Origin of the sequence: Bacillus velezensis, from assembly GCF_001461825.1 — a bacterium.
Lineage (GTDB): Bacteria > Bacillota > Bacilli > Bacillales > Bacillaceae > Bacillus > Bacillus velezensis.
Genome location: NZ_LLZC01000019.1, coordinates 102,323 through 115,841 on the forward strand (window position 1 = coordinate 102,323; position 13,519 = coordinate 115,841).

Annotated in this window: 10 protein-coding genes; all 10 read right to left on the reverse strand. The window is 46.8% G+C overall.

Features of this window, described 5'->3' with window-relative positions; all coding sequences use genetic code 11:
• Positions 1–14 precede the first annotated feature (14 nt).
• Positions 15–293: a DUF503 domain-containing protein gene (locus tag AR442_RS11195; RefSeq protein ID WP_003154188.1), complete on the reverse strand. Its 279-nt coding sequence runs from the start codon at positions 291–293 to the stop codon at positions 15–17.
• Complete coding sequence (gene infB / locus AR442_RS11200) at positions 290–2,440, reverse strand: translation initiation factor IF-2 (protein WP_053284991.1); 2,151 nt, start codon at positions 2,438–2,440, stop codon at positions 290–292. The genes AR442_RS11195 and infB overlap by 4 nt, the downstream gene beginning before the upstream one ends.
• Positions 2,441–2,459: 19 nt before the next feature.
• On the reverse strand, positions 2,460–2,762 hold the full coding sequence (locus AR442_RS11205; protein ID WP_003154192.1) for a YlxQ family RNA-binding protein: 303 nt from the start codon (positions 2,760–2,762) through the stop codon (positions 2,460–2,462).
• 1 nt (position 2,763) lies between these two features.
• On the reverse strand, positions 2,764–3,039 hold the full coding sequence (gene rulR, locus AR442_RS11210) for a glucose-induced regulator RulR (protein WP_003154193.1): 276 nt from the start codon (positions 3,037–3,039) through the stop codon (positions 2,764–2,766).
• A 13-nt stretch (positions 3,040–3,052) separates the two neighbouring features.
• Positions 3,053–4,174 carry a transcription termination factor NusA gene (gene nusA / locus AR442_RS11215; protein WP_003154195.1) on the reverse strand — a complete coding sequence of 374 codons (1,122 nt, stop codon included), beginning with the start codon at positions 4,172–4,174 and terminating at the stop codon, positions 3,053–3,055.
• A 39-nt stretch (positions 4,175–4,213) separates the two neighbouring features.
• Complete coding sequence (gene rimP, locus AR442_RS11220) at positions 4,214–4,684, reverse strand: ribosome maturation factor RimP (protein ID WP_014417787.1); 471 nt, start codon at positions 4,682–4,684, stop codon at positions 4,214–4,216.
• Positions 4,685–4,923: 239 nt separating this feature from the next.
• Positions 4,924–9,237, reverse strand: a complete 4,314-nt coding sequence (locus AR442_RS11225; protein ID WP_014417786.1) for a PolC-type DNA polymerase III — start codon at positions 9,235–9,237, stop codon at positions 4,924–4,926.
• Positions 9,238–9,348: 111 nt separating this feature from the next.
• Positions 9,349–11,043, reverse strand: a complete 1,695-nt coding sequence (gene proS, locus AR442_RS11230; RefSeq protein ID WP_014417785.1) for a proline--tRNA ligase — start codon at positions 11,041–11,043, stop codon at positions 9,349–9,351.
• Between the two features lie 32 nt (positions 11,044–11,075).
• Positions 11,076–12,344 (reverse strand): RIP metalloprotease RseP, encoded by a 1,269-nt coding sequence (gene rseP, locus AR442_RS11235; protein ID WP_014721183.1) that lies wholly within the window; start codon positions 12,342–12,344, stop codon positions 11,076–11,078.
• Between the two features lie 6 nt (positions 12,345–12,350).
• Positions 12,351–13,502, reverse strand: coding sequence for a 1-deoxy-D-xylulose-5-phosphate reductoisomerase (gene dxr, locus AR442_RS11240; RefSeq protein WP_003154208.1), 1,152 nt, complete (start codon positions 13,500–13,502; stop codon positions 12,351–12,353).
• Positions 13,503–13,519: the final 17 nt, after the last annotated feature.

Sequence of the window (13,519 nt, forward strand, 5' to 3'; positions counted from 1 at the left end):
CAATCACCTCTAAGTTAAAACCACTCTGTTCTAGTGATCGTCCGTTCTATTTCGGGAAAGGAGTCAATAAACGCGAGTACGCGCTGGATCTCCTTTTCCGCCTGAACGTGAGAGGAGGAGACGACGGCGATTCCGAAGCTGGTCCGCTGCCAAGTGTCCTGATAGCCGATTTCTGCAGCCGACACGTTGAACTTATTCTGAACCCTCGTTATAATCCGCTTCAGAACGGCTCGTTTCTCCTTTAATGATCCCGCATCATAAATGATGCATTCACATTCCGCAAATCCGATCACTTTCTTTCGATTTCCTGCATGACATACGCTTCAAGGATGTCGCCTTCGCGAATGTCATTGTATTTCTTAATTGTAATACCACATTCATATCCTTGTGAAACTTCTTTCACATCATCTTTGAAGCGTTTCAAAACGTCTACTTCCCCTTCGAAGATGACCACGCCGTCACGGATCAGGCGGAGTCCGCTGTCACGTGTAATGTGGCCGTCTGTTACATATCCGCCGGCAATCGTGCCGATTTTCGACACTTTGAATGTTTGGCGCACTTCAACCTGGCCGATGACTTTTTCTTCGTATTCAGGATCAAGCATTCCTTTCATCGCCGCTTCAATTTCTTCGATGACTTTGTAAATGATACGGTGAAGACGGATATCTACATTTTCAGCTTCAGCCGTGCTCTTAGCATTTCCGTCTGGGCGCACATTAAACCCGATAACGATTGCATTTGAAGCAGATGCGAGAATGATGTCTGATTCCGTAATCGCACCGACGCCTGTGTGAATGATTTTCACTTTTACGCCTTCTACTTCAATTTTTTGAAGAGCGGCTGTTAACGCTTCGGCTGAACCTTGAACGTCAGCTTTTACGATTAAATTGATGTCTTTGACATCGCCTTGTTTAATTTGTTCAAACAGATCATCGAGGCTCAGCTTCGCTTTGTCGCTGCGCTGTTCTTCCAGTTGCTTGGAAGCGCGTGCTTCACCGACAGAACGGGCTGTTTTTTCGTCTTTAAAGACGAGGAATTGATCGCCAGCCTGCGGTACGTCGTTTAAGCCCGTGATTTCTACAGGTGTGGACGGTCCGGCTGTTTTCACGCGGCGGCCGAGATCATTAACCATGGCCCGCACGCGGCCGAATGTATTTCCGACAACGATCGGATCTCCGACATTCAATGTTCCCGTTTGAACGAGAAGTGTCGCGACAGATCCTCTTCCTTTATCGAGCTCAGCTTCAATAACCGTTCCTTTTGCCTGACGGTTCGGATTGGCTTTCAGCTCTTCCACTTCACTGACAAGCAGAATCATTTCGACAAGCTCGTCAATTCCCTTGCCTGTAAGAGCGGACAGAGGAACGAAAATCGTTTCTCCTCCCCATGCTTCAGGAACGAGTCCGTATTCAGTCAGCTCCTGCATGACACGGTCAGGGTTCGCGCTTTCTTTATCCACTTTATTCACGGCAACGATAATCGGAACCTCAGCCGCTTTCGCATGGTTGATGGCTTCGACTGTCTGCGGCATAACGCCGTCATCGGCCGCTACGACTAAAATGGTAATATCAGTTACTTCCGCACCGCGCGCCCGCATTGTTGTAAACGCCGCGTGTCCCGGAGTATCTAAGAACGTGATTTTTTTGCCGTTTTCTTCGATCTGGTAAGCCCCGATATGCTGGGTGATTCCGCCGGCTTCTCCTTCAACAACTTTTGTTTTTCTGATGCTGTCAAGGAGGGTCGTTTTCCCGTGGTCAACGTGGCCCATGATCGTCACGACAGGCGGACGGATTTGAAGATCTTCTTCTTTGTCAGCCTCTTCATATTTTTCAAGCTCAGTTTCTTCAAGCACAATCACTTCTTCTGTTTCTACACCGTATTCAGATGCGATCAGTTCGATTGTGTCTTTGTCAAGCTCCTGGTTAATGGTAGCCATTACGCCCAGAAGCATCAGTTTTTTAATGAGTTCAGACGGCTCTTTGCCCAGTTCCTCGGCTAAAGCTCCGACTGTTAAAGAGCCGGAAAACGTAATTTTCTCAGGAAGCTCTTTTTTCGGCTTCAGCGGTTTTTGCTGATACTGATTTTTGTTGTTATGATTGCGTTTGTTTTTGTTTTTGTTGTTGTTGTTATTCTTCTTGTTTTTGTTAAATTGATTATTCTGCACGTCATTCTTCTTTCCGTCTCGAATTTTGTTTGGTTGATTCCCAGCAGGCTGCTGATTAATCCCTTGCGGCTTGTTTTTGTTCGTTTCCGCAGGCTTCTGAGATGTAACGCCGGCGCCGCCTTTTTTAAATTTCGCATCAAGCTGCTTAATGATCTTTTCTTCAAGCATTGCCATATGGTTATTTACTACTATATCCATGTTTTTCAGCGCAGTCAAAATTTCCTTGCTTGAAACATTGATGGCTTTTGCATATTCGTAAACTCTCATTTTAGCCATTCGTTCACCCCCAAAAATATTAATCGAGCAAGCTGATCAGCTTATTCGCAAAACCTTGGTCAGTGACGGCGACAACGACACGTGATTCCTTGCCGATAGAGCGGCCGAGATCCGCGCGGCTTTCGACTTTTTTATAAGGCACTTTATAATAATTGCATTTATCGGATACTTTTTTTGCAGTATTCGCAGATGCATCTTCTGTCAGCAGAACAAGTTTTGCACGCGCATTTCTAATTTCTTTTATAACCAAGTCCTCGCCCGACACGACCTTACGAGCTCGATTGGCCAGACCCAGCAAGGGAAACCATTCCATTCCAGACATGTTATTTTTTCACCTTTTCCGCCAGTTCCAGCAATTCTTCGAAAATCTGGTCATCGATTTGTGATTGAAATTGATTTTGCAATGTGTTTTTCTTTTTCGCAGCTAAGATGCATTCTTTCTCAAGGGTGATATAGGCACCCCGCCCGTTCTTCTTTCCGGTCGGATCGACTGAAATCTCTCCTTCTTTAGAACGGACAATTCGGATCAGTTCCTTTTTAGGCTTCATTTCCCCCGTTACCACGCATTTGCGCAGAGGAATTTTTTTTCGCTTATTCACCTAAAGTCACCTCTTATTCATCCGATTCGGCTGTTTCAGGCTCCATAAAGAGCGGCTCTAAATCGTCATCTTCTTCATGCTCTCTCGGATAGATGCCAAGGTCTCTTGCATCCGTTTCACTTTTGATATCGATTTTCCAGCCTGTCAGTTTCGCAGCTAAGCGGGCGTTTTGCCCTCTTTTTCCGATTGCCAGAGAAAGCTGGTAATCAGGAACGATGACAGTCGTGGCTTTTTCTTCTTCGCTGACGATGACATCCAGCACTTTAGACGGGCTGAGCGCATTGGCAACAAATTCAACCGGATCATCAGACCAGTTGACGATATCAATTTTTTCGCCTTTCAGTTCATTGACGATCGCCTGCACGCGCTGGCCTTTAGGACCCACGCATGAACCGACCGGATCAACGTCAGGATCATCAGTGCGGACGGAAATTTTAGAGCGGTCGCCCGCTTCTCTGGCAACGGATTTCAGTTCGACCGTTCCGTCATAAATTTCCGGCACTTCGATTTCAAAAAGACGCTTCAACAGACCGGGATGCGTTCTTGATACATAGATCTGCGGCCCTTTTGTCGTTTTTTCGACTTTTGTGATAAATACTTTAATCCGATCGTGCGGTTTATAGCTCTCATTCGGCATTTGTTCATTGACGGGCAGCAGCGCTTCAATCTTGCCGAGAGACACGTAAATAAACTTGCTGTCTAAGCGCTGTACAATTCCCGTCATAATGTCTTCTTCACGATCGATAAATTCTGAGTAAATCACGCCGCGCTCAGCTTCACGGACACGCTGCGTCACCACTTGTTTCGCCGTCTGCGCAGCAATGCGGCCGAAGTCTTTCGGCGTTACTTCTATTTCAACGACATCTCCGACAAGGTAGTTCGGATGGATGTGCTGGGCGTCGTCAAGCGAGATTTCAAGTCTTGAATCGTATACCTCGTCTACGACATCCTTTCTTGCGAACACGCGGATCGTGCCCGTCTCACGGTTCAGATCGACCCGTACGTTTTGCGCCTGGTTAAAATTTCGCTTATACGCGGAAATTAAGGCAGCTTCAATTGCTTCGATGATAATGTCTTTACTGATGCCTTTTTCTTTTTCAAGAATAGTGAGAGCATCTAATAGTTCACTGCTCATGTTAGCGGTCTCCCCCCTTAAACACTAATACTTCATTCATTAAAATGTTACAGCTAATCTTGCGTTAGCTATTTTTTCATACGGAATATTGACCCGTTTCTTTCTTGTTTTGACCGTCATCTCTATTGTAACAGTTTGTCCATCAAATTCAGCCAATTTGCCTTCAAACACTTTTAAACCGTCAATCGGTTCGTACGTTTTCATGTACACATTTTTGCCCAGTGATTTTTCGAAGTCGGCTTTTTTCTTTAATGGACGCTCGGCTCCAGGAGAAGATACTTCAAGAAAGTAGTTCTGGGTGATCGGATCGGCCTCATCCAGCTTTTCGCTTAACGCTTCGCTGACTTTGGCGCACTCCTCAATATCAACACCGTTCTCGGAATCAATAAACACGCGAAGGAACCAGTTTTGACCCTCTTTGACAAATTCAATGTCTACGAGTTCAAGGTGAAGGTCATCCAGTATGGGCTGAGCCATTTCTTGAACGGTATCAGTCACTTTTTTGCTCATGTTTTTCCTCCTTGTGCTGTCGATATCATATCAGCCGTTCCTCTGCATAAAAACCCTGCTTCAAAAGAGCAGGGGCATTGAGAAAACGATGGACATGTCGAGGCAAAATTGCCTGTTCAATACAAAAGAGCGGGTTTCCCCACTCTTTGCCTCGGTAATCGTTAGCATTTCCAATAAAACTATACCATAACCATATATTTAATGCAAATCAAACTCCGCTCGGCGGCTGTGCACAAAGCTTAAAACAGAGACAGCTGGTTTTGGTCCGGAAGCGACTCAAGACAGCCGTGACGGTCTAAATACTCTAAAATGGTTTTTGACACTTTTCCGCGTTTTTGAAGATCCTCTTTTGAAAGGAACTCCCCTTCTTCCCGCGCTTTCACAATATTGAGAGCGGCGTTGGTTCCGAGTCCCGGAATTGAGTTGAACGGCGGGATGAGACTGTTGCCGTCAATGATAAATTCCGAAGCGCTCGAACGGTATAGATCGACCTTCTGGAAGGAATAGCCGCGCTCACACATTTCAAGCGCAAGCTCTAATACGGTAAGGAGGTTTTTCTCCTTCGGCGAAGCATCAAGCCCTTTAGAGCTGATATCATCCATCACCGCTCTGATGGCGGTCGAGCCTTTAATCATTGTATCAATGTCAAAGTCATCTGCGCGCACGGTAAAATACGCAGCATAATATAAAAGCGCGTGATGCACTTTAAAGTATGCAATCCGCACCGCCATCAGCACGTATGCGGCGGCGTGGGCTTTCGGGAACATGTATTTGATTTTTTTGCATGAATCAATATACCAGTTCGGCACATTGTTCTTTTTCATTTCTTCTTCCCATTCCGGCGTCAGGCCTTTGCCTTTACGGACGAATTCCATGATTTTAAAGGCCAGTGAAGGCTCAAGGCCCTGATAGATCAAGTAAACCATAATGTCATCACGGCAGCCGATCACTTCGCTCAGTTCACACGTATTGTTGTGTATCAGTTCCTGCGCATTGCCGAGCCATACGTCCGTTCCGTGGGAAAGCCCGGAAATCTGGACAAGCTCGGAGAACGTCGTCGGCTTCGTATCCTCAAGCATCTGCCGCACAAATCGCGTCCCGAATTCAGGAATGCCGAGCGTTCCCGTTTTACAGCCGATCTGCTCTTCAGTGACGCCGAGCGATTCTGTGCCTTGGAAAATCTTCATCACTTCCGGATCATCTGTCGGAATCGTCTTCGGATCAATTCCGCTTAAATCCTGGAGCATCCGGATGACTGTCGGATCATCGTGCCCCAATATATCAAGCTTCAGCAGGTTGTCATGAATGGAGTGGAAGTCAAAATGAGTCGTTTTCCATTCAGACCCCGTCGCATCTGCCGGGAATTGTATCGGTGAAAAATCGTAAATATCCATGTAATCCGGGACAACGATAATCCCCCCCGGGTGCTGGCCGGTCGTTCTCTTAACGCCGGTGCAGCCTTGCACCAGACGGTCGATCTCCGCGCCGCGCATGTGTAGGTTGTGATCGCCAGCATAGCCTTTCACATATCCGTAAGCCGTCTTTTCCGCGACGGTGCCGATCGTTCCCGCGCGATACACGTTATCTTCACCGAACAATACTTTCGTGTAGTTATGGGCATGGGGCTGGTACTCACCTGAGAAGTTCAAGTCGATATCGGGTACTTTGTCACCTTTAAAGCCTAAGAACGTTTCAAACGGAATATCATGTCCGTCCTTTTTCAAAGGTGTGCCGCAAGACGGGCAGCTTTTATCCGGAAGGTCAAAACCGGAACCGACTGATCCGTCATTAAAGAATTCGGAATATCGGCAGCTCGGGCACACGTAGTGCGGAGCGAGCGGGTTCACTTCAGTGATTTCCGTTAAGGTCGCCACAAGCGATGAACCGACGGACCCCCGGGAGCCGACGAGATAACCGTCATCCAGAGACCGTTTTACAAGCTTATGAGAGATCAGATAAATAACGGCGAATCCATGACCGATAATACTTTTTAATTCTTTTTCTATTCTCGCCTCCACAATTTCGGGAAGCTCTTCACCGTAAATGCTTCTGGCGCGCTGATAGCTCATTTCACGGATTTCTTCATCGGCTCCGTCAATTTTCGGCGTGTACAGATCGTCTTTGATCGGTTTGATCTCATCGATCATCGAAGCGACTTTCTGCGTATTGTCAACCACGATTTCTTTCGCTTTTTCTGCACCAAGGAAGGAGAAAGCCTCCAGCATTTCATCTGTCGTTCTGAAGTGCACTTTGGGCAGTTCGTGTCTGTTTAACGGGTTGGCGCCGCCTTGGGAAGATATTAAGATCTTCCGGTAAATTTTATCCTCATCGTTTAAATAGTGGACATTTCCAGTGGCGACGACCGGCTTATTCAATTTTTCCCCGAGCTTCGTGATGTTGGTGATGATTTCTTTCAGCGCTTTTTCATCCCGGACGAGCTCAAGCTGCAGAAGGTGTCTGTATACTTCGGGCGGCTGCACTTCAAGATAGTCATAGAAGGATGCGATATCTTCAACCTCTTCAGGAGATTTTTGCATCATGCCTTCAAAGACCTCACCCCTGTCACAGGCAGAACCGATTAACAGACCTTCTCTGTATTTATTAAGCTGCGACCTCGGAATGCGCGGCACTCTGTAGAAATATTGAATATGAGAAATGGACACGAGCTTAAACAGATTTTTAAGGCCAGTTTCATTTACGGCAAGCAATGTAGCGTGATAAGGCCTTGATCTTTGATAAGCATTGGATTGTCCCATATTCTCATTCAGCTGATCATGATAAAAAATGTCTTTTTCAGCGGCATCTTTGAGCATTTTCAACAGCAGGTAGCCCGTTGCTTCAGCGTCAAAGACCGCTCGGTGATGCTGGGTTAATTCGATATCAAACTTCTTACATAACGTATTTAAGCGGTGATTTTTAAACTCAGGATACAGGAAACGCGCGAGTTCCAGCGTATCAATGACCGGATTTTTCGCTTTTTCCGTTTTCAAAAGACGCTTGTACGCCACATTTAAAAATCCCATATCAAAGCTGGCGTTATGAGCCACAAGCACGTCATCGCCGATCCATTCTTTAAAATCCCGGACGACGTCAACGACATCGGGAGCGTCGCGGACCATGTCATCCGTAATCCCGGTAAGCTCTATCGTCGTTGCTGACAGCGGATGGTGCGGATTGGCGAACGCTTCGAATTTATCGATGATTTCTCCGCCTCTTATTTTGACTGCGGCAAGCTCAATGATGGTGTCATACACTGCGGACAGACCTGTCGTTTCAACGTCAAAGACGACGTATGTGTCTTCTTCCAGGAGACGGTGAGCTGGATTGTATGCGATCGGAACGCCGTCATCTACGATATTGGCTTCCATTCCGTAAATCATTTTAATGCCGTGTTTTTTCGCGGCGGAATAGGCATCCGGGAAAGACTGCACAACGGCATGATCAGTTAACGCAATCGCTTCATGTCCCCATTTTTTCGCCTGTTCGACAAGCTTTCCGATGCCCGTTACAGCATCCATTTGGCTCATCGGAGAATGCAGATGAAGCTCAACCCGTTTTTCGCCTTCAGGAGCGGTGTCTTCACGGGTTTTGGCTTTTATTTCATTCACGTCATTTGCAATCATGACGAGGTCTCTGACGAATGTATCGTTTTGAATGCTTCCCCGCGCCTTCACCCACATGCCTTTTTTCAGCGTTTTCATCAAAGCGGCGTCTTCTTTTTCTCGGGCGAACATTTTTACTAAAATGCTGTTTGTATAGTCCGTGATTTTGAAAATGCAGAGCGTGCGTCCGCTTTTCAGCTCGCGTGTTTCAGCATCAAACACAAACCCCTGCACTGTAATTCTTCTTTCTTCATCCATGATGCTGTCAAGCGTCCGGATTTCTTCGTTCTCTTTAATTTGATAGCCGATGACAAGCGGTCCGGACGGTGCCTGATCCTCATCGCCCTCTTTTTCCTTCTTCTCCATCTCGATAAGCGCCTGCATCGCCCGCTCCTGATCTTCAGCAAGCTTTTGCTCGCGGAATTTCTGGACTTCTTGGTCAGATACGAAAATTTCGGTATCCAGCTGCAGTTCCGGAAAGCCGAATTGGCGATAGCTGTGCTGAATCAGTGCGCTGTATTTATTTTTGAGCGCAGATGCTTCTGTATCTGTTTTTGTTTTCACGATCAGCTTGTTTCCCTTGAGCTTCGGCTTCTGCTGATTCAAAAGAGCCACCATCGGCGGCGAGGTTCCTTCAAGCTCTTCAATACAGCGTGTCCAATAATCCTGTACAAGCTCCTCTGTCACTGTAGGGTCAATGACCTGAACAGACGATGTGACACGGGCGATGTGAGCAAACGATTGTGTTAACCTCATCATGAATGAATCATATATTTGATACGGCAAAAGAGCCTTAAAGCGAAATTGAAAATGCCAGGCTTTTTCTGCTTTATGGATTGTCAGTTTATCAATCTCTCCGTCTTCAAAGTATGTCATGAAGGTATCATCTGTCATATTAAGCTGCTGCAGAAGAATCTGAAACTGTCTTCTGTTTACTGATAACTGTTCCATTCAGACAGTATCCCTCCCTTAAAACATCATAAGTGAAGGTACCTCCGCAGGTGATGAGGTACCTTCTTTTTTCTCTATTTTAACATGATTTTGTACGATTCGTTATGGTGATTACTTCGTCTTGATAAATTCAGAAAGCTCATCCACTGAAACTTCGGCAGATTCACCGGTTTTGCGGATTTTCACTTCTACGATGCCTTCGTCGGCACGTTTTCCGACAGTAATGCGGATCGGAAGGCCGATCAGATCAGAATCAGCAAACTTCACGCCTGCGCGTTCAGCGCGGTCATCGTATAATACCTCATAACCTTCCGCCTGGAATTTGCCGTAAAGCTGTTCAGCAAGCTCTTTTTGCGCTTCGTTTTTCATATTCAGCGCCAAAATATGAAGATCATACGGAGCAACGCTTTTCGGCCAGATCAAGCCTTTTTCGTCGTGATGCTGTTCAGCGATGGCTGAAAGCGTTCTGGACACGCCGATTCCGTAACATCCCATCAGCATCGGCTGCGCACGCCCGTTTTCATCAAGGTATGTCGCATTCATCGCTTCAGAGTAACGCGTACCGAGTTTAAAGACTTGTCCGACCTCAATCCCTTCAGCGAAACGGATCGTGCCTTTTCCGTCAGGTGACGGATCGCCTTCCTGAATGATTCGAAGATCGGCATACGCTTTTACTGACGCGTCACGTTCGATGTTTACGTTTCGGTAATGACGGTCTTTTTCATTCGCGCCGCTAACAGCGTTTACCATTACTTTCACGGCTTGGTCGGCATAAATCTCAATGTCGCCGGCAGCGCCGATCGGCCCCGCAAATCCCGGCTCCGTGCCAAGTTTCTCCGCTACTTCTTCATGAGACGCAAGCTCAACCACTTCCGCGTTCAGAAGGTTTTTCACTTTCACGTCATTGACCTCATGATCGCCTCTTACTAACACGAGAACAAATCGGTCATCAGCTTTAAACAGCATTGATTTGATGCAGGCGCTCGGCTCGATCTGCAAGAACGAAGCGAGCTCTTCAATGCTTTTGACATTCGGCGTATCAATTTTCTCCAATGTCTCGGGTGTTTCATCTGACGGCTCGCTGTTCATGACAACTTCCGCCATTTCTGTATTGGCTGCGTAAGAGGATCCATCGGAATAAGCGATGGTATCTTCCCCTATTTCAGAAAGAGCCATAAATTCATGCGTATCTTTTCCGCCCATCGCGCCCGAGTCGGCAATAACGGGACGGACGTTTAATTCACAGCGTGCGAAAATGCTGCTGTATGCGCCGTACATGTTTTGGTATGTTTCCTCCAGACTTTCTTCAGAAGCATGGAAAGAATACGCATCTTTCATGATGAATTCGCGTCCGCGCAATAACCCGAAACGCGGGCGTTTTTCATCTCTGAATTTAGACTGGATCTGGTAAAGAGTGAGCGGCAGACGCTTATAAGATTTCACCTCATCGCGCACGAGAGAAGTAATGACTTCTTCATGTGTCGCGCCTAAAGCAAATTCACGGCCGTGGCGGTCTTTCAGACGCATTAATTCAGGCCCGTACGTATACCATCTGCCTGATTCCTGCCATGTTTCAGCCTGCTGAAGGGCCGGCATCAGCATTTCCACCGCGTTGATTTTTTCCATTTCTTCACGCACGATCTTCTGAATGTTTTGAATGACCCTGTAAGCCAGGGGCATGTAGCTGTAAACCCCGCTCGTATTTTGTCTGATAAATCCCGCTCTCAGCAGAAGCTTATGGCTTTTTGCTTCAGCATCAGCCGGCACTTCTCTCAGGGTCGGAATAAGCGTCAAACTTTGTCTCATGTCTTCGCACCTCTGATTTTTTTACTAGTCAATTATAAGAATAAACGCTGGATATCGTTCCATGTGACAACCAGCATAAGAAGCATTAAGAAAGCTACGCCGATAAATACGACAAATGCTTCCTTGTCGCGGTTAATCGGCTTGCCGCGGATCGCTTCAATGAATAAAAACAGCAGCCGTCCGCCGTCAAGCGCCGGTATCGGCAGCAGGTTGACGATTCCCAGGTTGATGCTTAAAAACGCCGCAAACCGCAATAAGTTGATGATGCCGGTTTTTGCAACTTGATCCGTCATATCATAAATGCCGACAGGACCCGAAAGCATATCAAGCTTAAACTGGCCTGTCACAATTTTGCCCAGATTGGTCAGAATCGCTTTTGTGACATCAACGGTAGATGTCGCGCCGTAGGCGATCGCTGCAAGCGCGCCTTTTTCAGTCGGCGCATAAGAGCCGAAGCGGCCGATTGTTTTTTTATTTTCATCTTTTACAGCTTCAGGTGTAACCGAGATATGAAACGATTTGCCGTCCCGTTTGACGGCGACATCGATTTTTTTCCCGGGATTTTCTTTTACCGCTGTCACGATGTCGGTCCATGACCTCATTTTTTCACCGTTAATGCTCTGGATATAGTCGCCTTCTTTTAGACCGGCAGCCGCTGCGCGTCCATTGTCTGTCAGCTTCCCGAGCTCAGGCTGATTCGAAGGCACGCCTTGAATGAATCCAAGCATGACGAGAATGACATACGCTAAGATGAAGTTCATTATCGGACCGGCAGCAATCGCCTTAATCCGCTTCCATACGGGTTTAGACCCGAATTGTCGATTGTAAGGCGCAATCTGCACTTCTTCTCCGTCTACGATAAAAAAAGAGGTCTGACTGACAGTAAAGCCCGCCAGTTCATCTTCTTTCCCCTGCTCGTACCCGGTAATCTTCATTTCGTGCTCAAGATCAGCCGTCTCCACCTCGATAATTAAAGCGTCAGGATATTTTTCCTTTTGATTAATGATGACTTTTTCCACTTCGTCATCTTTATTAAAAAGAAGCCCGACGGTATAACCGGGTTTGACTTCGATCATCTCCGGGTCTTCACCGGCCATACGGACGAACCCGCCGACCGGAAGGAGTCTGATCGTATACACGGTTTCATTCTTTTTAAATGAAAAGATTTTAGGGCCGAAGCCGATCGCAAATTCACGGCAAAGGATTCCCGCTCTTTGGGCGAGCAATAAATGCCCGAGCTCATGGAAAAAAACGAGCGTTCCGAAAATAATAATAAACGCGATAACTGTATTCACGAACATACCACCTTATGTGAGTATTGAATTAACGTATCCCCGGGTGTCTTTGTCCACTTCTTGGATATCCGCAAGACTCGGATCCTGAATTACGCTGTGGCGGTCCAATGCTTTTTCAATCAGGTCCTCAATCGATAAGAATGAAATCCGGCCGGCAAGAAAAGCGGCAACGGCTTCTTCGTTGGCCGCATTTAAAACCGTCGGCATTGTTCCCCCTATTTTACCTGATTCAAAGGCAAATTGTAAGCAGCGGAACCTTTCAAAGTCAGCTTTCGCAAAATGAAGGCTTCCGATCTCCCATAATTCAAGCCTTTTTGTTTCAGGCAGAGGCAGCCGGTCTGGATATGTCAGCGCATATTGAATCGGCACCCTCATGTCCGGATTTCCGAGCTGGGCGATGACGCTTCTGTCGTGAAATTCAACCATCGAATGAATGATGCTCTCCTTATGTAATACAACGTCAATCTGTTCATACGGAATGTCAAACAGCCAATGCGCCTCAATAACTTCAAGTCCTTTATTCATCATTGTAGCCGAGTCAATCGTAATTTTTGCGCCCATCGACCAGTTCGGGTGGTTAAGGGCGTCGGCAATCGTTACAGACTCAAGCTCCTGCCGCGTTTTATCTCTGAAACTGCCGCCGGATGCCGTAATGATCAGGCGCTCGATATTTTTGCTCTGTTCGCCTTGCAGCGCCTGAAAAATAGCGGAATGTTCGCTGTCGACCGGAAGAAGAGGAACACCGTATCGTTTTGCGTGTCCTTTCACTATATGCCCGGCAGTGACGAGAGTTTCCTTATTTGCAAGCGCAATTGTTTTTTTCTGTTCAATCGCTTTCAAAGTCGGGATTAAACCGACGCTTCCAAGCAGCGCATTGACCACGATATCCACTTCGTCCATGACTGCCGCTTCAATCAGGCCTTCTTCTCCGATGCCGATTTGACATTCATGAGAAAAAGACGCTTCTTTCACTTTTTGGTATGTATCCATGTCGCCGACTGCTACATATTTCGGCTGAAACGTTCTGATCAACGGGATCGCTTTCTCGGCGTTTTTACCGAAAGTCATCGAGACGAGACGGAACTGATCTTGATGCATGCGCAATACGTCTAACGTCTGCTCCCCTATTGATCCTGTTGCTCCTAAAAGACAAATATTCTTCAAAATGCCACTCCCATTCT